19 protein-coding genes are annotated in these 22,010 nt (G+C 62.0%); 3 read left to right on the top strand and 16 right to left on the bottom strand.

Annotation, left to right across the window (positions count from 1 at the left end):
* Positions 1 to 38 precede the first annotated feature (38 nt).
* Positions 39 to 872, bottom strand: a complete 834-nt coding sequence (locus CO676_RS23390; RefSeq protein WP_097522823.1) for a transporter substrate-binding domain-containing protein — start codon at positions 870 to 872, stop codon at positions 39 to 41.
* Positions 873 to 1,072: 200 nt separating this feature from the next.
* On the opposite strand from CO676_RS23390, the gene CO676_RS23385 reads away from it, so the two are divergent.
* Complete coding sequence (locus CO676_RS23385) at positions 1,073 to 1,792, top strand: GntR family transcriptional regulator (RefSeq protein WP_179875611.1); 720 nt, start codon at positions 1,073 to 1,075, stop codon at positions 1,790 to 1,792.
* Positions 1,792 to 2,559, top strand: coding sequence for a pyrroline-5-carboxylate reductase (locus CO676_RS23380; RefSeq protein ID WP_097522821.1), 768 nt, complete (start codon positions 1,792 to 1,794; stop codon positions 2,557 to 2,559). The genes CO676_RS23385 and CO676_RS23380 overlap by 1 nt, the downstream gene beginning before the upstream one ends.
* Before the next feature lie 353 nt (positions 2,560 to 2,912).
* Here CO676_RS23380 and CO676_RS23370 read toward each other — a convergent pair whose 3' ends face one another.
* The 8 genes from CO676_RS23370 to CO676_RS23335 all read right to left on the bottom strand — a co-directional run bounded on the left by CO676_RS23370 (position 2,913) and on the right by CO676_RS23335 (position 11,142).
* On the bottom strand, positions 2,913 to 3,854 hold the full coding sequence (locus tag CO676_RS23370; protein WP_014763311.1) for a sugar phosphate isomerase/epimerase: 942 nt from the start codon (positions 3,852 to 3,854) through the stop codon (positions 2,913 to 2,915).
* Positions 3,855 to 3,911: 57 nt separating this feature from the next.
* Positions 3,912 to 5,084 (bottom strand): Gfo/Idh/MocA family oxidoreductase, encoded by a 1,173-nt coding sequence (locus CO676_RS23365; protein WP_097522820.1) that lies wholly within the window; start codon positions 5,082 to 5,084, stop codon positions 3,912 to 3,914.
* Entirely contained in the window at positions 5,084 to 6,157 is a 1,074-nt protein-coding gene (locus tag CO676_RS23360) for a Gfo/Idh/MocA family oxidoreductase (RefSeq protein ID WP_245424400.1), read from the bottom strand. The genes CO676_RS23365 and CO676_RS23360 overlap by 1 nt, the downstream gene beginning before the upstream one ends.
* A complete protein-coding gene (locus tag CO676_RS23355) occupies positions 6,154 to 7,059 on the bottom strand; it encodes a sugar phosphate isomerase/epimerase (RefSeq protein WP_097522819.1) in 906 nt (301 codons plus the stop codon). Before CO676_RS23355 ends, CO676_RS23360 begins: the two co-directional genes overlap by 4 nt.
* A 107-nt stretch (positions 7,060 to 7,166) precedes the next feature.
* The gene (locus CO676_RS23350; RefSeq protein ID WP_014763307.1) at positions 7,167 to 7,991 is read right to left on the bottom strand and encodes an ATP-binding cassette domain-containing protein; all 825 of its coding nucleotides are present in this window, start codon (positions 7,989 to 7,991) and stop codon (positions 7,167 to 7,169) included.
* Between the two features lie 9 nt (positions 7,992 to 8,000).
* A complete protein-coding gene (locus CO676_RS23345) occupies positions 8,001 to 8,999 on the bottom strand; it encodes an ABC transporter permease (RefSeq protein WP_014763306.1) in 999 nt (332 codons plus the stop codon).
* A 10-nt stretch (positions 9,000 to 9,009) separates the two neighbouring features.
* Complete coding sequence (locus CO676_RS23340; RefSeq protein ID WP_097522818.1) at positions 9,010 to 10,056, bottom strand: ABC transporter permease; 1,047 nt, start codon at positions 10,054 to 10,056, stop codon at positions 9,010 to 9,012.
* Positions 10,057 to 10,161: 105 nt separating this feature from the next.
* Complete coding sequence (locus tag CO676_RS23335; protein ID WP_014763304.1) at positions 10,162 to 11,142, bottom strand: sugar ABC transporter substrate-binding protein; 981 nt, start codon at positions 11,140 to 11,142, stop codon at positions 10,162 to 10,164.
* A gap of 161 nt (positions 11,143 to 11,303) precedes the next feature.
* On the opposite strand from CO676_RS23335, the gene CO676_RS23330 reads away from it, so the two are divergent.
* The gene (locus tag CO676_RS23330; protein WP_097522817.1) at positions 11,304 to 12,341 is read left to right on the top strand and encodes a LacI family DNA-binding transcriptional regulator; all 1,038 of its coding nucleotides are present in this window, start codon (positions 11,304 to 11,306) and stop codon (positions 12,339 to 12,341) included.
* Between the two features lie 334 nt (positions 12,342 to 12,675).
* Here CO676_RS23330 and CO676_RS23325 read toward each other — a convergent pair whose 3' ends face one another.
* The 7 genes from CO676_RS23325 to CO676_RS23295 form a co-directional block, all read right to left on the bottom strand.
* On the bottom strand, positions 12,676 to 13,476 hold the full coding sequence (locus CO676_RS23325; protein ID WP_179875610.1) for an aldose 1-epimerase: 801 nt from the start codon (positions 13,474 to 13,476) through the stop codon (positions 12,676 to 12,678).
* 61 nt (positions 13,477 to 13,537) lie between these two features.
* Positions 13,538 to 14,725 (bottom strand): galactarate dehydratase, encoded by a 1,188-nt coding sequence (locus CO676_RS23320; protein WP_014763301.1) that lies wholly within the window; start codon positions 14,723 to 14,725, stop codon positions 13,538 to 13,540.
* Between the two features lie 9 nt (positions 14,726 to 14,734).
* Positions 14,735 to 15,952 carry a mandelate racemase/muconate lactonizing enzyme family protein gene (locus CO676_RS23315; protein WP_097522815.1) on the bottom strand — a complete coding sequence of 406 codons (1,218 nt, stop codon included), beginning with the start codon at positions 15,950 to 15,952 and terminating at the stop codon, positions 14,735 to 14,737.
* Positions 15,949 to 17,670: an ABC transporter ATP-binding protein gene (locus tag CO676_RS23310; RefSeq protein ID WP_179875609.1), complete on the bottom strand. Its 1,722-nt coding sequence runs from the start codon at positions 17,668 to 17,670 to the stop codon at positions 15,949 to 15,951. Before CO676_RS23310 ends, CO676_RS23315 begins: the two co-directional genes overlap by 4 nt.
* A gap of 8 nt (positions 17,671 to 17,678) precedes the next feature.
* Positions 17,679 to 18,800, bottom strand: a complete 1,122-nt coding sequence (locus CO676_RS23305) for an ABC transporter permease (protein WP_097522814.1) — start codon at positions 18,798 to 18,800, stop codon at positions 17,679 to 17,681.
* Positions 18,801 to 18,809: 9 nt separating this feature from the next.
* Entirely contained in the window at positions 18,810 to 19,796 is a 987-nt protein-coding gene (locus tag CO676_RS23300; RefSeq protein ID WP_097522813.1) for an ABC transporter permease, read from the bottom strand.
* Between the two features lie 101 nt (positions 19,797 to 19,897).
* On the bottom strand, positions 19,898 to 21,847 hold the full coding sequence (locus CO676_RS23295; RefSeq protein ID WP_097522812.1) for an ABC transporter substrate-binding protein: 1,950 nt from the start codon (positions 21,845 to 21,847) through the stop codon (positions 19,898 to 19,900).
* Positions 21,848 to 22,010 lie beyond the last annotated feature (163 nt).

Below are 22,010 nucleotides of genomic sequence, written 5' to 3'. Positions count from 1 at the left end.
GCCGGGCGATCGTTATCCGGCGCCCGGCCCGGCTGTCGTCACTGCGCGCCCTTGAGCACCTCTTCGACCGCCTTGCGGATCAGTTCTTCCACGTGGCCCGTCGCAACCTTTTCCTCCAGGAAGATGTTCACCACCTCCACGTCGGCTGCCGACAACTGATGCGGCAGGCCGAAGGCGACGCCCTGCTTCGCCAGCGCCGGCGTCGGATTGAGCGCGACCGCCCAGTCAGGATTGGACTGGGTGAAAAGCTGGTTGGTGTTGGACGCGTCGACAAGGATGTCGGCCCGTCTGGAGACCACCGCCAGGCGCGTCTCGTCATTGCCCGGCAGCCGCAGGATCGTGGCGTTTTTCACCGCAGCGGAGATCGCCTTGTCCTGGGCAGTGCCCGACATGACCGCCAGCGTCACATCCTTTTTGTCGATGTCGGCGACCGAGGCCGCTCCGGCGGGGATTTTCGGGTTTTCCTTATTATAGGCGAGCGAGATCTGGTACTCCATCGCCGGAACGGAGAACTGAACGGCCATGGCACGCGCCGGCGTCCTGTTCAGCGCTAGCGACAGGTCCCATTTTCCTGACTGCAGCCCGGCGACGATGTTGTCCCAGGTGGTATCGACGAATTCCGGCTTGACCCTCAGCGCATCGGCAAATTCACGGCAGAGATCGGCGAAGAATCCGGAATATTCGCCGCTCGCGGGATCGCGCATGACATAGGGCGGAGCCACAGCCGCGCCGCAGCGAAGGACACCCGCCTTCTGCACGCCCTGCCAGTAGCCTTCGGCGGTCTGGGCGGATGCAGCGGTGGTTGAAAGGCCAGTGATCAGGGCAAGTGCAGGCAGCGCCCGCAGGACGGGCGAAAGCATCTTCGAAAGCATCGTCATTTCCTCTGTTTGACGGGCGCGTTGCGCGCGGTTCCTCTCGTCGGCTTCGAGCCGATCTTCGCTATTTTTGTCGTCTACGTGTCGACACTAGTGCTTATGTCGTCTACGTGTCGACAACGTCAAGAGGAAAAATTACATTGTCGAGGCCGCAATTTTCTGGCCCTATGGGTTCAGCATCGGAGAAAGCGAGCCAAGTGTCTGACGAAATTGAAATGAAACGGGCCAGGGGCACTGGCTGGAAAAACGTCTACGAGACGTTGCGCAATGAAATCCTCGCGCTGACGCTGGCTCCCGGCCAGCTCCTGGACGAGAGCACGCTCGCCGAACGTTTCGACATGTCTCGCTCGCCCGTTCGCGAGGCCTTGATCAGGCTCGCGGGCGAGGATCTTGTCGTTACCCTATCCAACCGCAGCACGATCGTCGCGCCGATCGAGGTAGCGATCTTCCCGAAATATGTCGAGGCGCTGGACATCGCGCAGCGCATGAACACCCGCCTTGCCGCGGAGCTGCGCACCGAGGCGGACTTGAAGGCGATCGCCAAGCGGCAGAAGGAATTCGAGGCGGCGGTGAAGACCAGCGATCACCTCAAGATGTCGGAAGCCAACAAGCAGTTCCATATGGCGATCGCCCAGGCGGGCCGGAATCCCTATCTGGCGTCCTTTTACGAGCGCTTGCTCAATCAGGGCCAACGGATGCTGCACCTGCATTTCGAATATCTGGAACGCACGCACGAAGGATATCTTCTGACCGACGAACACAACCTGATGCTGGAAGCGATTCGGGCGAAGAATGTCGATCTCGCCGACGAGCTGGCGCATGCCCACACGCGGCAGTTCCAGCAGAACTTCATCAACTTCATGCGCGAGAACTACACGACGGACGTCTCGCTCGCGCGGCGGAAGGCAGCGGAATAATGCGCATCGGTTTTGTCGGCACAGGGACCATTACCGAGGCGATGGTGACCGGGATCGTCACCTCCGGGTTCGACATCACCGAGATTGTTGTCTCGCCGCGCAATCGGGAGATCGCCGCCCGGCTCGCAAACCGGTTTCCCTCCGTGCGGATCGCCAAGGATAACCAGGAAGTGGTCGGTTCCGCACACGTCCTGTTCCTGGCGGTCCGTCCGCAGATTGCGGAGGAGGTAATCAGCGGACTTACATTCCGAGCGGGCCAGGCGGTCGTCAGCGTCATAGCGGCGACGGACCGCCCCACGCTTCTAGGTTGGATCAAAGAAGAGGTGGAACTCACCCAGGCGGTTCCCCTGCCCTTTGTCGCTGAGCATCAAGGCGTCACCGCGATCTATCCGCCCAATCCAGCAATTGCCGTTATCTTCGCGGCGCTTGGCACCGCCGTCGAATGCGACACGAAGGAGGAATATGACCTTCTCGCAGCCGCCAGCGCGCTGATGGGCACCTATTTCGGCATCCTCGACCGGGCAACCGGATGGCTGGCCGAGAAGGGCATGGCGCGCGAGAAAGCACGCGCCTATCTCGCGCCACTCTTTGCCAGCGTGGCGCAGACGGCGGTCCAGGCCCAACAGACGCCCCTCGATGACCTGAGGCGCGAGTTTTCGACGGTTGGCGGCTTGAATGAGCAGGTATTCGACGAGTTCGAGCGCGGCGGCGGAAGCCGGGCGCTGACCGATGCTCTTGAAGCGGTGCTACGCCGCGTAAAAGGATAGCGCATCAGGCGACCACCCGCTCCGCGAACGATAGTTTCCTGGACTTCACAGCGCATGTCGCCCTCCCAGTGATGCTGAGCGGCCGCGACGCCAACGCTATGGCTTCACATTTCTTTACGTTCACCCGGAAGGCTCGAAACGTTACCCGGTTAGGCTCTCCTCCATTGCAGCAGGTGCTGCGGAGTGAAAGGAGACTGACTATGGAAAACGAGGACAAGAACCTGTCGAGCCCGACCACCGGCCAACCCGCTTCGAAAGGATGGGGACGGCGCGCCGCGATCGGCGGCCTCGCAGCAGTCGGTGCCGGACCGAAGCGGCGGGCGCGGGCAGCCGCCTGCCCGCGCGAAAGGCTCTCAGCGGCTGATCGTTGCCTGGAGGGCGTCGATGGAGGACTGGATGCCGGCCTCTGTAGACATGGTGAAATCTTCCATCTCGAGGCTGACCCAGCCGTTGTAGCCGCACATGCGGACGACGGAGAAGAACTCCTTCCACCATTGCAGATCACGGCCCGCCCCGACAGCAACGTAGTTCCAGCTGCGGTTGGCGACGTCGGTCACATCCTTCAGTTCGAGAAGGCCGTTCACATCTGCAAGTCCCCGCTCGATGCGGGTGTCCTTGCCGTGGCAATGGTGGATCGCATCGCCCAGCGCGCGGGCGGAGGCGATCGGATCGGCGCCCATCCACATCAGATGCGAGGGATCGAGGTTCATGCCGACCGTTGGGCCGACTTCATTGCGCAGGCGGAAAAGGGTCTCGGGGTTCCACACGAGCATGGCCGAGAAGTTTTCGAGCGCGTATTTTTCGACGCCGGCCTCCTTGGCGAGCTTCACCAGATCGTGCCACAGCGGGAAAGCACGGTCTTCCCATTGGTAGCGATCGCGCTCTGGCATCTCGTCGGGCCAGCTCTTGGTGTAAACGAGCCAGTTGGGGACCATGTCGCCCGGTGTCGCTTCCGGCAGGCCGGACATCGTCACGATGGTCTTCACGCCGATCTCGCCGGCGAGACGGATGGTCTGCTCCATCTCTTTGCGGTGACGCTTGCCCATATCGCCCGGATCAAGCGGGTTGGCCGAGCAGTTAAGCGCGGCGATCTCCAAGCCGCGCGCTTCGATTTCCGTGAGCTTGGACCTCAGGAGCCCCTTATCAGCCAGGAGCTCGTCGGCGCGGAAATGCGGTGCGCGCGACCAACCGCCGCCGGTCATCTCGATGCCCTCGACGCCGAGTTTGACGCATTTGTCGAGCATATCGGTGAAGGAGAGATCTCCCATCACATCGGTGCAGATTGAAAGTTTCATGTTTGTCTCTGTCCAAAAAAGGGGGGCGCCGGAAAGCGCCCCCAGGCGGGGAGGAACTTATTCGAAATCAACCCAGGCGGAGCCGGCGTCAGCCGAGCGGACGCAGTTCTCCAGCCAGCGGACACCTTCCGTGCCGGCCTTGATGCCCGGATAGTGGTGGGTCTTCAGGAAGGCTTCGTTGGCGCGATTCTTCGCGTCGATCGCTTGCGCGATCCACAGATAGATATTGGCCCAGCTGTCGCCGAGGCCTTCGGTATGCAGCGCGCCCATGCGATCGACGGCGAGGCTCTCTTCCTCGAGATAGGGCATGCCGTGATGCAGAGTGCGGTTCGGCTCGCCCTGCACTTCGTAGATCAACTGATCGGGATGGCTGTCGGACCATTCGATCGAAGCCTTCGAGCCGACGAAGCGGTAGCGCTGCGAACCCATGTTGCCGGCGTTTACGGAAGACACCCAGAGACGGCCGCGGGCGCCATTGTCGTAATGCATGAGAACGGTTGCATGGTCTTCAAGCGGCGCCCGCGTCGGGATGAAGGCCTTGCGGTCGCAAAGCAGCTTCTCGATCTTCAGATGCGGCAGGACGATCTCGGAAAGATAATAGAGATGCGTGCCGATATCGCCGAGCACGAAGGTCGGGCCGGCGGTCTTGGGGTTGGTGCGCCATTTCACAGCCTCGCCGGCACCGACGTCGTCGCCCGAGTTGAAGCCATGGGTATACTGCATGTCGACGATACGGATGTCGCCGAGCATGCCCTTCTTGACCATGGCGGCCATCTGGTGAACCAGCGGATGACCGGTGAAGCCGTAGGTCACGCCGACGATCAGGCCCTTTTCTTCGGCGAGCTTCGCCACCTCTTCGCATTCGGAAACTGTGAAGAACAGCGGCTTCTCGCAGATCACATGCAGACCCGCTTCCAGGCATGCCTTGGTGATTTCGTAATGGGTGAAATTTGGCGTGGCGATCGAGACGACCTCGACGCCGTCCTCGCGCGCCGTCTCCTTGGCGATCAGTTCCTTGTAATCGGCATAGCAGCGGTCCGCCTCGACCCCGAGATTCACGCCGAAATCGCGGCCTCGCTCGGAGTCGAGATCGAACGCGCCGCACACCAGCCGATAGGTACCGTCACGCAGCGCCCCGGTCCGGTGCTTGTAGCCCACCTGCCCGGTACGGCCGCCGCCGACCATGCCCCAGCGGAGCGGCCGTTCGATCAGTCTTTCTCCATTCAACATTATTTGAACCCTTCAGGACGTTGTCTTTTTGATTGTCGGGGCGCGCCGGAGACATTGGTTACCGTGCGGCCTCCAGCGTAGAGTGACGGTCGTTCGCACATGCGAACGGGCTCGAGTGCGCCCGTTTCCACGGCACGGAGCGCAGCATCGGCGACGAGCGTGGCGGCATAGCCGTCCCAGGTGGAGGGGCCGGTCGCCGTCCCCTGCCCTGCCGCGGCTGTCCACTCGCGGAACTCCTGGTCATAGGCCTCGATGAAGCGCTCGCGCCAATCCGCGGGTACCATGTGGCGGACGCCATGGATGTCGCGGATGACGGTCGCCGGACGAAGCGGCAGGCTCGCCGTGCCTTCCTCGCAGCTCACCTCGCCGCGTATGTCGTAGCCGTAGGTGATGTTTACCGAGATCTCGACATCGACCAGCGCACCGGAGCCCATGTGCAGAAGCACCATGACCGGATCGCGCAGGTCATTGCCACGGCGCGAGCGGCGAGGCACGCGGACCTCGACCCCCGTCACCTCGTCCTTCAGAAGCCAGCGCGAAATGTCGGCGTCATGGACGAGCGTGTCGTTGAGCGGCATCTCCGAGGTATAGAGCCCCTCGGGAACTGCCGCGTTGCGGTGGGTCGAATGGAACATCAGCGGCGCGCCGAGGATGCCAGCGTCCAGCGTCGCCTTGAGGCGGCGGTAGTCGGCATCGAAGCGGCGCATGAAGCCCACCTGTACCAGGCGCCGGCCAAAGGCCACCTCGGCCTCCATAACCCTGAGTGCTGCGGCCGCGGTGGTGACCAGCGGCTTTTCGCAGAAGACAGGTTTGCCGGCGGCGATGCAGTCGAGAAGCTGCTCTTCATGGGCGGGCCCCCAGGAGCAGATGACCACCGCCTCGACTGTCTCGGACCGGATCAGATCACCCGCCGTAGCGAAGATCTCGGCTCCTTCAGGCGCGACCGCGGCGGCGCGTGCCCCGTCGATATCGCTCACCGCGACGACTTCGACAGCCGAGAGCACTTGGGTCAGGCGACGGATGTGGTCCTGACCGATCATGCCCGTGCCGATGACACCAACTCTCAGGGTCATTTCGCGCCCCAGTACTTGTCGATGTAGCGCTGCATCTCGGTGCGCATGAATGTGCCGGAATGATCCGCCTTGTCTTCCCAGGCGAAGACGCAGGCCGTCATGATGCCGTCGAAGCCCACCTCGGCCAGGGTGGCGAAGAAGTCGTCCCAGGGCACCTCCCCCTGCCCGATATTCAGATGCTGGTGCACCCGCGCCTGCGTGCCGGGAGGATTGAGAATGTAGCGCAGGCCTGAAGACGCTTTGTGGTTGAAGGTGTCGCCCACGTGAACGTGCGCGAGCACATCCGCTGCCTCGCGCAGCATCGCCTTGGTGTCGTCGCCGAAGTAGAACGTATGCGGCGCGCAGTAGAGGAACTTGACGTTCTTCGAATTCACCGTGCGGATAATGTCGAGGGCTGGCTGCAGCGTCTCGCACCAATCTTCGGGATGGGGCTCGACATGAAGCGCGATGCCCTCGCGCTCGAAGACCGGCACCAGCTCTTCCATCGATCGCCACCAGGCGTCCTCGCAGGCCTCGATCATGGAGCCGGTGTGGCAGCAGTAGCACGAGCCTTTGTCGGGATGCGGACCGCGACCGAACTCCGAGTTCATCGTGTCGACGCCCAGTTCGACGGCGATCTCGATGGCGCGCTTCCAGTGTTTTACCGCAGCCTGTCGCTCGGTCTCGTCGTTAGAGGCCCAGCGGTACATCGGCAGCAGCGAGGCGATGCCGACATTGGCATCAGAAAGTGCCTTCTTGAACGACTTGATGCGGTTGGGGAAAACGCGCGGCGCCTTGAACCATTCGAGGAAATCGCCGCGAGGCGAAAGCTCGATCCAATCGTAGCCGAGTTTCTTGACCTTGCTGGGCAACTCCTCAAGCGAGAGATGCCGATGCATGAACGGGTCGAGTGCAATCTTCATTTTGACCTCCAGATTCCGGACGCAATTCTCCCTCCTCCAACGGCGGTCTTTTCAGGCGCTGTCGAAGCTGGCGCATTGCGCAATTTCGTTTGTGGTGGCGTCAGCGATTACTGGGCTGGCGGCGGCGGATGCCCCTCGTGGCTTGCCATGTAGGTTTCGATTTGAGCCGAGAGGTCCGCCATGGTTTCCCCGCCCGCCATCAAGTCGGTAATCTCCTCACGGGTCTTTTCACCCCTGCGGAAATCAGCGGCGATCGCCCCGCGGATGAGCACGGCGAAGTGGTCACCAACCGCCATCGCATGCATGACCTGATGGGTGATAAAAATCACCGCCAGGCCACGTCGCTTCGCCTCATTCACGATCCGCAGCACATGCGCCGCCTGTTTCACGCCGAGAGCGGCGGTCGGTTCGTCAAGGATCAGCACACGGGCCCCGAAATGCACGGCACGGGCGATGGCCAATGACTGGCGTTCGCCCCCCGAGAGCCCCCCGACAAGACGATCGCCATCCTCTATACGGGTGATTCCGAAGTCCTGAACGGCCTTGACGGCAATCTCGTTGGCCGTCTTGCGGTCATAGATCTTGAACGGGCCCCAGCCCTTGGTCGGTTCGACTCCTACAAAGAAGGAGCGGCCAATCGACATCAGCGGAAAGGTGCCCCCGAACTGGTGCACCGTCGAGATGCCCTTTTCCTGCGCATCGCGCGGTCCGCTGAATTCGACGGGCTTGCCGTCCATCAGGATGGTGCCGCGCGTCGGTTTGTGTACCCCCGCAAGCGTCTTGATGAGCGTCGACTTACCAGCGCCATTGTCGCCGAGCAGGCAGAGCACCTCGCCCGCACGGACCTTGAGCGAGATGTCGTGCAGTACGTCGATCGGACCAAAGCTCTTGTCGACATTTTGAAGTTCAAGGATCGGAGTGTTGTCAGACATGGTGGACGCTCACTTCCTTTTCTTCGGCACGAAGCTCAGTGCCATCTGCCGGAACGTGTTGTTCATCAGAACGGCGGCCATGAGCATCACGCCGATGATGAGGTTTGACCAGTTGCGGTCGATGTCGGTGAAATAAATGCCCTGGTTGACGACGGCGAAGGTCAGCGCGCCGAGGAATATCCCGACGACCGAACCGAAGCCGCCGGTGAGCAGCACCCCGCCCACCACAATCGAAACGATCGTGTTGAAGATGTAGTTCATGCCGCCTGAGACCTGCGCGGAGTTGAACAGGATCGCCCCGCACATGCCTACGAAGGAGGCTGCCGTGCTCGATAGTACAAAGAGAGCAATCTTGAGCCGTTTTGTCGGAATCCCGGCATTGCGCGCGCTGACCTCGTCTCCTCCCATCGCAAAGATCCAGTTGCCATAGCGCGTCGCGTGAAGCACGAAGCCGAAAACCACCGTCAGGCCGAACCACCACAGGATGATCACCTGGAAGTTGCCGCGGATGAGTTGGCCGAAGACCATCTTGGCCCAGGCCGGCGCTTCGAGCGGAACCGAGGCAGCCCCGGTCAGAATGACGGATCCTGCCAGCACGAGACCCTGCACCGCAACCAACGTGCCCAGTGTGATGATCAGCGAGGGCACGCTCGTGCGCACCGCCAGGAAACCATTGACCAGCCCCACCAGAACGCCGAAGGCGAGCGCGCCAAGCATGCCGATCACGATCGGCAACTCGTAGTAGCCCGACAGGACGGCGATCGACATCGAGCCCGCCGGGATCATTGCACCGATTGAGATGTCGAGCTCGCCCGCGATCATCAGCAGCCCGACGGGCAGCGCGACGATACCCAGATTGGCCGCGAAGTTGATCCAGCTTGCCGCTCCGAAGAGCGCACCCAGGCTGACTCCACCGACGGCTACATAGAAGGCGATCACCGCGACGAAGCTCAACACTGCCCCGAACTCCGGGCGGCGTACAAATTGTCCAATGGAAAAGTCGCTCATCTCCCAGCCCTCATTTCTTCTTCGTCGCGTAGGACATCGCCATCAGCCGGAACTTGTCATTCATCATCACGGCGAGCAGCAGGAGCGCCCCGATGATGACGCTACCAAGGTTCGGGTCGATACCAGTGAAATAGATGCCCTGGTTCACGATCGCGAATGTGAGCGTACCGAGGACAATGCCCACCACCGACCCGGCACCTCCGGTCAGAAGCACACCGCCAATGACCACGCACATGATCGAATTGAAGATGAACGATTGCCCCGCGAGCACCTGCGCACTTTGATAGACGAACACCTGGCTTACGCCGACGAAGGCAGCTGAGAAGCCCGATAGCATATAGAGCGCGATGGTGAGTCTGGCCGTCGGGATGCCTGCGTTGCGGGCCGAGACCTTGTCGCCACCCAAAGCGTGGATCCAGTTGCCCACGGGCGAGAGGTGCAGCAGATAGAAGAACGCCGCCACGAACAGGACCCACCAGAAGATCGTCACTTGAAACATGCCGCCGATGAACTCGCCGAGGATCGCCTTGGCGGTTGGGCTTGGCACGAGCGACACGCCGGTGCTGCCGGCGATAAGCACGGTGAGGCCCAGTGTCAGGCCCATGACGCCGAACATGGAGCCGATGGTGACAATCAGGGAGGGCACCCCGGTCCGGTTGACCATGTAGCCGTTGAGAAATCCTACGATGAGCCCGACGCCCAGACCGGCGAAAATCCCCACAATCTCGGGAAGGCCGTAGACACCGGAAACGATGGCGACCGTCAGAGATGCCGCCGGGATCATCGCGCCGATCGAGAGGTCCATCTCCCCTGCGATCATCAAAAGCCCAACTGGAAGTGCCACGATGCCGATCTCAGCGGCGACGTTGAGCCAGCTCGCATAGCCCGCCGAGGAGACAAAGACCTTGCCGCCCACCATGGCGAAGAAGACGAACACCGCGATCAACCCCAGGAGAGACCCTGCTTCGGGCCGACGGGAGAGCTGACCGATGGTCGCTTTGATATTTTGGCCACCTGCAGGAATGGAGGAGGCAAGGAGACTATTTCTCGTGTTCATTTGATACCACCAATGAAGCCGAATGACCGGTAACGGTCGGCACTATTGGAAGACTGGAAGCGGCCTGCCCGAGCGGCAGGCAGCTTCACGACGCATAGCCGAAGCTTAGCGGGCGCCCGCCTGCACACCGGCCAAGGTGGCGTCGACGTTCGCTTTGTCGATCACGCCGGGACCGGTCAGGATTTCCCGCGTCGGCACGGTGAGGCCGTAATTGACGTTGGCGTTCAGGATCGAGACCGCGAGGTACCCCTGTAGGTAACCCTGTTGGTCGACCGCGCAGAGCTGGGTGCCGTTTTTGATGTTGTTCAGGATTGTTTCATCCATGTTCATGCCACAGACCTGCACCTGACCCTGCTTGCCGGCCTGCGTCACCCCGTTCACCGCCGAGTTCGTGTCGACGTTGCCAATGGCGAACACGGCATTGATGTCCGGGTTCTGCAGCAGGTGCGCTTTCAGGGCTTGGGCTACCGCCGTCGCCGAACCGAAGGAGGTTGCCGGCAGCGGCAGTGACGAGCCGACGCCGCCACCTTCGGTGACCCCATCAATCATGCCCTTGCAGAAGGCTTCGATGTTCGCTGCACCAGGCAGCGTGTTAAGGCAGACTGCGTTCTTCAGGTCATGCTTAGCGAAGTATGTGCCTGCAGCCTTGCCGGACAGGTAGTCGTTGGAGCCGACATAGTTCATCGCCCCGAGGCGATCGGCGGCTTCGATACCCCCAGCATTATAGATGACCAGCGGAATGCCGGCGTCGACAACCGCCTTGAATGCGGGGTCCATTGCCTCCGGCACCCAGTCGGGTCCAACGATCGCATCGGCACCCTGGTCGATCGCCTGACGGATCAGCTCAGCTGCATCGACCCCAAGGTTGTCGTAGTTCTGGGGCCCGAGCCAGGTTACCTTGCCGCCCTGGGCCTCCGCGACCTTGCCGGCATCCTCGGCGCCGCGCTTGACGATCGACCAGAACGGATCGTCCGGCTTGCCGCCCACAACGAAGATGTTGGCTCCGTCAGCCATGGCCGAATATGCGCTGGTGACCAGAACGACACCGGTCAACAGCCCGCGCAGGGCACGTTTCGTAAAACTCATCTGTATTCCTCCCTAGAGTTGCGGTCGAGAAAACATCTCCTCAAAAAGGCTCTCGGCCCGCTGGAATGTTTGTACCAAATGGCTCCCATAGATAGAATACTTGCAATACAAAGAAATTTTTGTATCATTTAGTTTCATTCGATTTTGGTGTGAAATATATCATGAAAAGCCGACCGACAATTGCCGACCTTGCCGAAGCAGCCGGCGTCAGCATCTCGACGGTAAACCGCATTCTCGGCGGCTCCGGCTCAGTCCGGGCGCATACGATCGAGAGGGTTCAGGAGGCTGCGGAGGCGATCGGCTTCTACGGCCTCGGCGCGATAGAGGACCGCAAGAGGCGGACGCTTCCGAGCTACCGTTTCGGCTTTCTCCTCCAGCAGTCGACGCGCGAGCTGTATCGGCTGTTTGGCGCGAAGATCGTCGAGGCGGCCGCGCGAAGGTACCGTGAAACGATCGAGCCGCTGGTCGATTTCGTCGATCTTCTTGAACCGCAAAATATTGCAGACCGTCTCGAAGTGCTCGGCAGGCGGTGCGACGCGCTGGCTGTGGTTGCTGGCGACCACCCTCTGATCGGCCAGACGATCCAGTCCCTCAGGACGCGCGGCAAACCGGTGATTGCCTATATCACCGACCAATCCGCGCCAGGTCGGGCGGGCTACGTCGGCACCGACAACTGGAAGCTCGGCCGGACCGCGGCGTGGTTTCTTGCGCAGACGACCTCTACCGCCGGGCGGGTCGCAGTTTTCATCGGCAATCACCGCTACCAGTGTCAGGACATTTCAGACGCAAGCTTCCGGTCCTATATGCGAGAGCATGCGCCTCATCTTCGGGTGGATGACAGCCGACCGACCCACGAGGAGCCGCAGGAAGCCCACCGGATCGTGACCGAGTTGCTTTCCGGGCTCGACGATCTCAGGGGCATCTATATTGCGGGGGGCGGCATTTCCGGGGTTCTGAGAGCCCTTCGCGAAGCTCCGGAAGAAAAGCGAAAAAAGGTCAGGATCGTCTGTCGTGACATTGGGCCCGAAACCCGCAAAGGACTGACCGAAGGGCTGATCACGGCGGCTCTCTGCCATCCCCTCGACCAGATCTCCGACGAATTGATCGCGACGATGGTTGACTCGTTGGAACATCGCAACAGCACGACCATCCTGCAACGCGTTGTTCCTTTCGAGATCATCACGCCAGAGAGTATCTAGCCGTAAGCTGATGCGGACGGAGCTTCACTGTCCGCTCTTTGCTGCTGGTTGGTGCTTTGCCAGAACGGAAGTTGGCACCTTTCGTCACCCACACGATGGTCGAAGAAATCCACTCAGCGTTCGATCTGATGCACGCGGGCCAGTCTGTTCGATCTGTAATCCACTATTGATCGGCAGCATTTTCACAGTGTGAGCGCCGGTACCGATGCGACGCAGGACGCGAGAAGGAGAAAACCGCTCAGAACGTCCCGGTTACCAGACTGCAGCCAATCTCCACGGGCTGAGGTTGGAAGAAGAGAGGTGGCTCCCGACCACCTCTCTTCTTGCCATCGTTTTAGGTCTTTGCCGTCATGCGAAGGGAAATGCGTGCCGATCGCTCTTCGCCCGGTGCCTGTATGCGAAGTCCAGTCTCGGCGCGGGAATGCGGCGGAAAGCCGAAGGCGCCGGCGACGTGCGAAACGGGTTCCAGGCAGATGTACGAGGGCATGCGGTGGGCGACGAGATGCGGCAGCGCCCAGTCCCCGGCGAGCGTGATCTGCGCACCACCGTCCAGGACGGCCGCCGCCCTGCTCCATTCGGAAAGATGTTCGGTAAAAGCCTCGTCCGGGAAAGGCTCGTTGCCGGCGCGTGCCTCCGGCGGCACGCCGCTCGGAATGCCGACGGCATCGAGCGGCCAGCGTTTCGCTGCATCACAAAAGACCTGTTTTCCGAGTCCGGCAGCGAAATAGGGATGCCAGCCGAAGCCGGACGGCATGTCTTCACGACCAGTATTGCCGAGGGTGAGCACGACCTCCAGCCCGTCCGGGTGCAGGCGAAAGGCTTGTGTGGCACGGAAATCGAAGGGCCAGTCTTCGTCCGCCTGATAGTCCAACGCCAGCACCAGACGATCGTCGCCGCGAGATATGACGTGCCAGGGTCGCCGGTGCGCAGGGCCATGTACGGCGTCGGTGCCGAGCGCAGGATGCGCCTTCACCAGATACCGCCGCCCCTCATGCACGAATGCGGCTCCGATGAGACGATTGTGATACGGAAAGAGCGGATAGGCTCCGGCTTTCGGCCAGTAAAGCGGATCGAAGCTTGCATCCGGCGTCGGAACGAGAATGTCGCCCATAGCGGCGTGACGGAGATGCGTCATGCGGCCGCCATTCTGGGGCGCGAAGCGGGCCACAAACGGCCCGCGACGGATCTCGAGCGGTTCAGGCGAAGGCATAGGAACCGTCGGGCCTTTTCGGCACGCGCCGCTGCCAGTGAACGTAGCCGTCCTCCTGCATGGCCTTCTCATCCATGTCGACCCCCCAGCCCGGCCGGTCCGGCCGGAGCTCCAGATAACCGTCCTTCGGGAGATAGGGATCGACAACGTAGCGCGTCTCGTCTTCACGCCGTTCGAGATCGGTGCCGCCATAGACATAGCATTGGCCCTTCGGCAGCCGGTATTCGAGAATACGGAAATTCTGCTGTGCAGCCGAGAAGTGGACATTGACCGCCGTTGCCAGCGGCCCCATCGGGTTATGCGGAGCGACGCCAACGAAGAACGCCTCGGCAAGCGTGGCAATGCGGCGCATTTCCGAAATGCCGCCGACGGCGCAAATGTCGGGCTGAATGAGGTCTGCGCCCTTCACCTGCAACAGCCGCAGGAATTCATTGCGATGATAGAGCGACTCGCCGGTTGCCAGGATGCAGTCGAGACCCTGCTTAAGATCGCCCCACATCTCGATGTTTTCGGGGCGAAGCGGTTCCTCGAAAAACAGCGGATCATAGGGTGCCAGGGCATTGCCGAGCTGCCGCGCCGCGGCCGGCTCGAAGATCTTGGCATGCGCATCGAAGGCGATCTCGTATTCCGGGCGCACGGTTTCCCTGAGCGAGCGGAAATACTCCGCCGAGCTTTTTACCACCTCGCCCCAGCGATTGGCATGGATGTCGATCCGCCAGGGGCTGAGCTTGAAAGCCTTGAAGCCCCATTCCTCGTTCAGGCGGTCGAATTCCTCCTTGGCCGCCGGCGCGTCCGGCGCCGTATAGACGCCGGCATAGACTTTCACGCGGTCGCGCACCTCGCCGCCGAGAAGCTTGTAGACCGGCACGCCCGCCGCCTTGGCCGCCAGATCCCACAGGCAATGGTCCAGCGCCGATATGGCCGAAAGGCCGAGCGCGCCGGGCGGGAAGCGGCTCTGCTGGATCAGCAGATTGTACAGGTACTCGATGCGCGTCGGATCCTGGCCGGCAAGGAAGCCGTAGAGATAGTCGAGCAGCGGAGGCAGGGCCTTATCGGGCCCGTGATTGTAGCACTCGCCCCAGCCAGTCAGCCCGTCGTCGGTGTCGAGCGCCACGATGACGCGCGGCCTGTCCTTGTCGCGGGTGACGAAGACCCGCATGCGATCGATCTTCATGCCTGTTCCTCAAGGATTGAAATAGCTGCGGCGCGACAGCCGCGTCTGCACGTAAAGGCGTTCGCCATAGGTGCCTGGATTGTACGAGTTGGCGCTTTCCTGCACCGGCACGGAGACATTGCCTTCGCTGGGAAAACGCGCCACGAAGTCCTCGTCGATGTCGCAGCCGAGGCCCGGCGCGTCCGGAACGGCGATCGAGCCGCCTTCTTGCACCGGGTGCGGCACGATGGTGTGGCGTCGTCCTTCCCAATCGTCGTCGATGCGCTCGAGGATCAGCGCATTGGGGATCGACGCCAAAACATGCAGGGCTGCGTATTCCGCCACAGGTCCGAGCGAGCCGGAATGCGGCGCCATCTGGATGTGATGCGCCTCGGCCATGGCGGCGATCTTCTTCATCTGGGTGATGCCGCCGGCTCGGCCCGTATCGGGCTGGATGACGTCGACCAATTCCTCCTCGATCAACTGGCGTTCGCCGAAGATCGTCGCGGTGCGCTCGCCCGAGGCAAGCGGGATGTGGGCGGCATCGCGGATGCGGCGGTATCCTTCGAGATTGTCCGGCGCGATCGGATCCTCGACCCACAGCAGTTCATAGGGTTCCAGCGCCCGCACCAGCCGGCAGGCGTCGGCCGGCGTCATCCACGGCGGACCATGCAGGTCGATGGCGATATCCATCTCGTCGCCGACCGTTTCGCGCAGCATTGCGACCTTGCGCACCGGATCGGAAACGCCGCCGCATTTGATCGTGTTGATGCCGCGTGATTTTACCGCAAGCGCCCGCTCGGCGGTGTTGGCATGCGAATAGATCGGAATCCGGTCGCGCAGCTTGCCGCCGAGCAGCATCCAGACCGGCACGCCGAGTGCCTTGCCCTTGATGTCCCAGAGCGCCATGTCGATGCCGGTCATCGCACCGGCGCCCACCGTGCCGAGCATGCCATGGCCCATCATGGCGATCTGCATCTTCTGCCAGAGCTTTTCAATATGCGCCGGGTCCTCGCCGATCAGCAGCGGCGCGATGTCCTTGATCGCCGTCTCGATGACGCGCGGCCAGCCCGAGCATTCGCCGATGCCGGTAATCCCCTCATCCGTCTCGATCTTCAGGAACAACCAGTTGCGCGTGCCTTCGAGCTTGTGCTGCGTGACGTGGCTGGCGTGCCCGTCGGAGGCCCATTTCGACGGGTCCGGTTGGCCCGCATGCATCAGAAAAGTACGAATGCCTGTGATCTTCATCTGACGACGCTTTCATTCTTGATGGTGGGTTCGATGTAGCGGAATCGCCTGGAGCGATCGCGGTCGCGCGGATCGGGGCGCGGGATCGCGGAGAGAAGCGCCTGCGTATAGGGATGGTCCGGCTGGTTGCAGACCTTCTCCGCAGCGCCGACTTCAACCAGCCGCCCGCGATACATGACCCCGACGCGATCGCACATGTAGCGGATCACGCCGATGTCGTGGCTGATGAAGATGTAGGCGAGGCCGAGCTCGTCCTGCAGCCGCATCAGAAGGTCGAGCACCTGGAAGCGCACGGAAACGTCGAGCGCCGAGGTCGCCTCGTCGGCGACGATGATGCGGGGATTGAGCGTGATTGCCCGGGCAATCCCGATGCGCTGACGTTGACCGCCTGAGAAAGCATGCGGATAGCGTTCCCGCCCGGCCGGATCGAGGCCCACCTGCTCCATCAGATGGCAGACCCGCTCCTCCAGTTGCTTGCCCTTGGCGATACCATTGACGAGCAGGGGCTCGCCGATCACCTGCGCTACGGTCATGCGCGGGTTGAGCGATCCGAACGGATCCTGAAAAACCATGCGCAATTCGCGTCTTGCGGATTTGAGATCCCGGCCGTGGATCTTGGCAAGGTCCACCACCGTCCCATTGGCCCTGCGATAAAGCATCTCGCCCGCCGTCGGGTCGTAGAGGCGCATGACGGACCGTCCCATGGTCGTCTTGCCCGAGCCGCTTTCCCCGACGATGCCGAGCGTCTCGCCGGGAAGCAGTGAGATCGACACCTGGTCGAGCGCCTTCAGCTCGCCGAACTGCATCGAAAGATCGCGTATCTCGAGGATCGGCGCGGCCTTGGTGTCCAACGGCGGCCGCTTCAATCGGATTTCCGCCTTCTGTTCGAGCTTCAGCACCGACCCTATCAGCATCCGGGTATAGGGGTCCTTCGGCGCGTGGAAGATCTCCTCGACGGGCCCGTATTCCTTGGCGACGCCGTTATGCATGACAAGCACGTCGTCGGCGATCTGCGCCACTACCCCCATGTCGTGGGTGATGAAGAGCACCGCCATGCCGGTGGCCGTCTGCAGCCGGGCGATGAGATCGAGGATTTCCGCCTGGGTCGTCACATCGAGCGCTGTCGTCGGCTCGTCGGCGATCAGGAGCTTCGGCTTACAGGCGAGCGCCATGGCGATCATGGCGCGCTGGCGCATCCCGCCCGAATACTGGAAGGCGTAGCGGTCGATTGCCTTTTCGGGATCGGGAATCTCCACCTGCTTCAGCAGGTTGATCGCTTCGGCGCGCGCCTCCGCCTTCGACATCCTCATGTGCAGCCTGAGCGCCTCGGTGATCTGGTCACCGACGGTGTGGACCGGAGAGAGCGAGGACATCGGCTCCTGGAAGATCATCGCGATGTCGCGGCCGCGCACGGCGCGGATCGACCTGCCACGCGGATCGAGCTTGGCCAGGTCGAGGGAGGAGCCGTCGGGCTTGTTGAGCAGGATCGAGCCGCCGGCGATACGGCCGGGCGCATCGACGATCTGCAGGATCGAGCGGGCCGTCACCGACTTGCCGGAGCCGCTCTCGCCCACCACGCAGAGCGTCTTGCCGGGTTCGATCGAGAAAGAGAGGTCCTTGACGGCCTGGAACACACCCGTGCGCAACGGGAATTCGGTCGTCAGATTGCGCACTTCGAGCAGAGGCTTGCGGCCGGCGATCGGCACTATGTCGGTCATCGGCGGCCTCATTTGTTGTAGGGATCGGCGGCATCGCGCAGGCCGTCGCCGAGCAGGTTCAGCGCCATCACCGCGACGACCACGGCGGCACCAGGCAAGAACAGCCAGGGAGCCGTCGCAATGGAGCGGATGTTCTGTGCCTCTCGCAGAAGGACGCCCCACGAGATTGTCGGCGGCTGCAGGCCGAGCCCCAGGAAGGAGAGCGAGGTTTCGGCGAGGATCATTGCCGGAACGGCGAGCGTCACGGAGGCGATGATATGGCTGGAGAAGCTCGGCAGCATGTGTCGGAAGATGATGCGACCCTCGGAAGCGCCGTCGAGGCGGGCCGCCGCGACGAATTCCTCAGTCCTTAATGACAGGAAGCGGCCGCGCACGACGCGGGCAAGCTGCGCCCAGCCGGTGAAGGAGAGAATGATGGTAATCATCATGTATTGCAGCGTCGCCGGCCAGCCCTGCGGCAGTGCCGCCGCAAGCGCCAGCCAGATTGGAATCGTCGGCAGCGACAGCACGAAATCGATGACACGCTGCATCACGAAGTCGATGCGCCCGCCGTAATAGCCGGAGATGCCGCCTAGCACGACCCCGAGCAGCAGCGAAATGAACACGCCGACGAGGCCGATCGACAGCGAAATCTGCCCGCCCTGAACGACGCGGCTATAGACATCGCGGCCGAGGCGGTCTGCGCCGAAGAGGAAGAGCGGGCGCGATTTATCGGCCGACGCGAGCAGATGGATGTTGGTCCTGAACAGACCGAGGAACGAATACTCGTAACCGCGTCCGAAAAGGACGACCGGTATCTTCTGGCTGGTGTCTTCCTTGTAGATCGCCGCCAGGGTGTCCGGGTCGCGCGTAAGCTTAAGCGGGTAATAATGGAGGCCGATCGAGAAACCGTCTGTCGTGTCGATCAGGTGCAGCCCCTGCGGCGGATGAAATGTCGCGCGGGCATTCTGCAGCGTCGGGTCGTTGATTGCGAAAAAGCCCGGAACGAGCGCGACCACATACATGACTACGGTGACGACCAGGGCGACGATGGCCAGGCGATGGCGGCGGAAGGCCCACCATATGAGCTGCCATTGCGAGGCGACGGCGGCGCGATCCGGCTGGACATTGATGACGGCGATATCGGACATGGACGACCTCTATTCGAGCCGGATTCGGGGATCTACCAGCGCCAGGAGGATGTCGCTGATGAGAGAACCGACTAGCGTCAGAGCGCAGATCAGAAGCACGAAGGCGCCGGCAAGATACATGTCCTGCGCCATCAGCGACTGCAGCAGCAAGGGCGCAGCCGTCGGCAGGTTCAGAACGATGGCGACCACGACGGAGCCCGATATCAAATTGGGCAGCAGCCAGGCGATCGTGGAGATAAAGGGGTTCAGCGCGATGCGCATCGGATATTTCGTCAGTAGGCGAAACTCCGACAGGCCCTTGGCGCGCGCCGTCGTGACATAGGGTTTCGGCAGTTCGTCGAGCATGTTGGCGCGCATCACCCGGATGAGGCTTGCGGTGGACGAGACCGCCAGAATGGCAACCGGCAACCACAGATGCGACAGCAAGTCCAGCATCTTGGCGATGCTCCAGGAGGCGGTTTCGAATTCGGGCGAGAACAGTCCGCCGACGTCCTGGCCGAATTCGACGGCGGCGACGTACATCAGCACCAGCGCCAGCAGGAATGACGGCACCGAGAGCCCGAAAAAGCTGAAGGCGGTGAAGAAATAGTCGCCGATCGAATACTTCCGCACAGCCGAAAAGACGCCGATCGGCAGCGCGATCGCCCAGGTGGCAAGGAGACTGGCGACTGCCAGCACCAAGGTCAGCGCCATGCGCTCCCAGATGAGCCCGGAAACCGGTTGCTGCCATTCGAAGGAGATGCCGAAATCGCCGCGGCTGAGAATGCCCCACATCCATTTGAAATATTGCACAAGCACCGGATCACCGAGCCCGAAGCGCTCGCGCAGCTGGGCGGCCATATTCTGGTCGACGATCTCGTTCGAGGCGGCGAGCGTGGCGATATAGGTGGTGACGAAGTCGCCCGGCGGCAGCTGGATGAGAACGAAGGCAAGGAAGCTGACGGCAAACAGCGACGGAACCATCCAGAACAGGCGTTTCACGATGAATTTCAGCATTGGGAATGTCTCGCAGCTTTCCGGGGACGGGTCTCGGCTCCCCCTCCCCGCAAACCGGCCTGAGGTGGGACGCCGCCGCAAGCGGCGGCGTCGCGAAATCGCTAGCTGGTGAAGGTGAACTGCTGCGGCAAAGCAGGTCCTGGATTCGGCCAGGTCCAACTGTCCGGCTGCTTTTCCGGTACGTTGCGCAGGTTGTTGCGGATGACGCCGAAGCCGCCGACCGCGAGGCACACGCCAATGGTTTCGAACTCTTCGGCGGTGATGTCGAAGAGTTGTTTCATGATCTCGCCGCGCTTGGCGAGATCGGCGGTCGAACGGGCCTCGTCGAAGAGCTTGAAGCGCTTCTTCTGGCTTTCGGGCGGCTCCTCGCCTTTCTCGCCGTTCGAGGTGTACCAGAGCGTCCACGGAATGGCATAGCGCGATCCCTGCGGGTGAAACGCGAAGAAGTCGCGCGGATCGAGCATCGGGTCCAGCCCGCCCGGCCCCGGCCATACCGCGGCATCATGGGCATTGTCGTCGCCGCGGCTGTAATAAAGCGCGCGCTCGATGGTGTTGACCTTGATATCGATGCCGATCTGCGCCCAATGCGCCTTGACGAGTTCGAGCGTGTCGACAAGGTCCGGATAGAGTGTCGGGATGACGTCGATGGCGAAGAAGATGCGCTGGCCGTCCGGACGCTTGCGGATACCGTCGGCATCCTTCTTGTCATAGCCCGCCTTGTCCAGGATGGCATTCGCCTTGTCCGGATCGAACTCGGTGAGCTGCCTGGCGAGCTTTTCGTGGTACCATGGATGTGTCGGGCGCGGCCCAGCCTGGAAGAACTCGCTCTGGCCGAAATAGACGATGTCGATGATTTCCTGGCGGTTGAGCCCGAGCGACAGCGCCTGGCGGAAGGACTTGTCGGCGAACATCTTCCGCATCGCCGGGTCCTTGTGGGTCATGTTCAGATAGATCTGGCACTGCTGGGCCGACGAGGGCACCAGCGTCAGTAGCCGGTAGTCGCCCTTTTCCATGTTCTGCGACAGCGTCGGCTTGTTGGCGAGAACGCTGATATGCCGCTCCTGAATGTCGATCTTGCCGGAAATGACGTTCAGCATCAGCGACTCGACGTCCTGCGAAATGCCGAAATTGACCTCATCGATATAGGGAAGCTGGTTGCCTTCCGTATCCACCTGCCAGAAATAGGGGTTGCGGGTCATGACGACGCGGGTCGCACCGCCGGAATAGGGCTCCTTGACGACCCACGGATCGAGCGTCGGTTTATCGACATTGCCCCAACGGGAAGGGATTTCGATGTCGCCGCACTTGGCACGGAAAAGTTCCGTCCAGCCGGCAACGCCGGCCGCCTTGGCCTCTGCCTCGAGGTTCGGATTGTATTTCGGAAGGAACTGGCTGCAGTAGTGTTTGGCAAACAATGTCGGATGCTGTCCGAGCGGAGTCGCGAGGTTTTCCAAGTAGAGCGCGTTCGGTGCCGCGAAAGTGAACTTCACCGTGTGGTCGTCGATCTTCTCGGCCACCACCGGCTTGCCGGCGACGGTCAATTGCGCCGGCGTGGCGCTATAGAGTTCGCTGTTCTTGACGCAATCCTCGATCGCGAAGACGACGTCGTCCGCCGTAAACGGATGCCCATCCGACCAACGGACGCCGGCAATGAGGTGGAAGGTGAACTGCGTGGCGTCGGCGCTGACCTCCCAACTCTCGGCGAGATTGGGAAGGACTTCGGTGAAATCCATGTTCCAGCGCACGAGGCCCTGATTGCCGACCATGCGCAAGATGCCGTTGTGATCGGATGAGCCGCGCAGGCCGCGGCGCAGGGCGCCGCCATAGGTGCCGATCTTTTCGAAGGGTTTGACGACCATCGGCTTTGCGGGAATGCGATCGGCCAGGGGCGGCAGCTTGCCGTCCTTCACCAGCGCTGCAAGCTGCGGCGCCTCCTTTTCGGTCGCTGCTGCCGCATGGCGCCCGACTGCGGAAATTGCCACCGCGGCCCCGAGTCCTGCCAGTACGGTACGGCGCGTCACGCCACGCGACGGTTTATGCCCTTCGTGCATCGGATGTCTCCTCCCTAGGATCAGTCGCACCGGCACCTAGCCCCTCCAGGCCGGGATCCGGAAACCAGCCCCTCCACAGGCCAGTCGCGAGACGATAGCGTGTTTTCAGATAATTACAAGAATTGACAGATTTTTACATCTTCAGTAAGCCTGACCGCGAATG

The sequence above is a fragment of the Sinorhizobium sp. BJ1 genome (genome assembly GCF_002531555.1).
Lineage (GTDB): Bacteria > Pseudomonadota > Alphaproteobacteria > Rhizobiales > Rhizobiaceae > Sinorhizobium > Sinorhizobium fredii_B.
Note: the sequence above shows the minus strand (reverse complement) of the source record. Positions and strands in the feature narration are given on the sequence as shown.

What these genes read in the sequence shown, in the direction of transcription:
- CO676_RS23355 (WP_097522819.1), bottom strand. Translation starts at nt 7,059, where the DNA reads ATGAAGATTGCACTCGACCCGTTCATGCATCGGCATCTCTCGCTTGAG.
- CO676_RS23305 (WP_097522814.1), bottom strand. Translation starts at nt 18,800, where the DNA reads ATGTCCGATATCGCCGTCATCAATGTCCAGCCGGATCGCGCCGCCGTC.
- CO676_RS23360 (WP_245424400.1), bottom strand. Translation starts at nt 6,157, where the DNA reads ATGACCCTGAGAGTTGGTGTCATCGGCACGGGCATGATCGGTCAGGAC.
- CO676_RS23350 (WP_014763307.1), bottom strand. Translation starts at nt 7,991, where the DNA reads ATGTCTGACAACACTCCGATCCTTGAACTTCAAAATGTCGACAAGAGC.
- CO676_RS23325 (WP_179875610.1), bottom strand. Translation starts at nt 13,476, where the DNA reads ATGACGCATCTCCGTCACGCCGCTATGGGCGACATTCTCGTTCCGACG.
- CO676_RS23365 (WP_097522820.1), bottom strand. Translation starts at nt 5,084, where the DNA reads ATGTTGAATGGAGAAAGACTGATCGAACGGCCGCTCCGCTGGGGCATG.
- CO676_RS23310 (WP_179875609.1), bottom strand. Translation starts at nt 17,670, where the DNA reads ATGACCGACATAGTGCCGATCGCCGGCCGCAAGCCTCTGCTCGAAGTG.
- CO676_RS23330 (WP_097522817.1), top strand. Translation starts at nt 11,304, where the DNA reads ATGAAAAGCCGACCGACAATTGCCGACCTTGCCGAAGCAGCCGGCGTC.
- CO676_RS23380 (WP_097522821.1), top strand. Translation starts at nt 1,792, where the DNA reads ATGCGCATCGGTTTTGTCGGCACAGGGACCATTACCGAGGCGATGGTG.
- CO676_RS23345 (WP_014763306.1), bottom strand. Translation starts at nt 8,999, where the DNA reads ATGAGCGACTTTTCCATTGGACAATTTGTACGCCGCCCGGAGTTCGGG.
- CO676_RS23370 (WP_014763311.1), bottom strand. Translation starts at nt 3,854, where the DNA reads ATGAAACTTTCAATCTGCACCGATGTGATGGGAGATCTCTCCTTCACC.
- CO676_RS23315 (WP_097522815.1), bottom strand. Translation starts at nt 15,952, where the DNA reads ATGAAGATCACAGGCATTCGTACTTTTCTGATGCATGCGGGCCAACCG.
- CO676_RS23320 (WP_014763301.1), bottom strand. Translation starts at nt 14,725, where the DNA reads ATGAAGATCGATCGCATGCGGGTCTTCGTCACCCGCGACAAGGACAGG.
- CO676_RS23300 (WP_097522813.1), bottom strand. Translation starts at nt 19,796, where the DNA reads ATGCTGAAATTCATCGTGAAACGCCTGTTCTGGATGGTTCCGTCGCTG.
- CO676_RS23390 (WP_097522823.1), bottom strand. Translation starts at nt 872, where the DNA reads ATGCTTTCGAAGATGCTTTCGCCCGTCCTGCGGGCGCTGCCTGCACTT.
- CO676_RS23295 (WP_097522812.1), bottom strand. Translation starts at nt 21,847, where the DNA reads ATGCACGAAGGGCATAAACCGTCGCGTGGCGTGACGCGCCGTACCGTA.
- CO676_RS23335 (WP_014763304.1), bottom strand. Translation starts at nt 11,142, where the DNA reads ATGAGTTTTACGAAACGTGCCCTGCGCGGGCTGTTGACCGGTGTCGTT.
- CO676_RS23340 (WP_097522818.1), bottom strand. Translation starts at nt 10,056, where the DNA reads ATGAACACGAGAAATAGTCTCCTTGCCTCCTCCATTCCTGCAGGTGGC.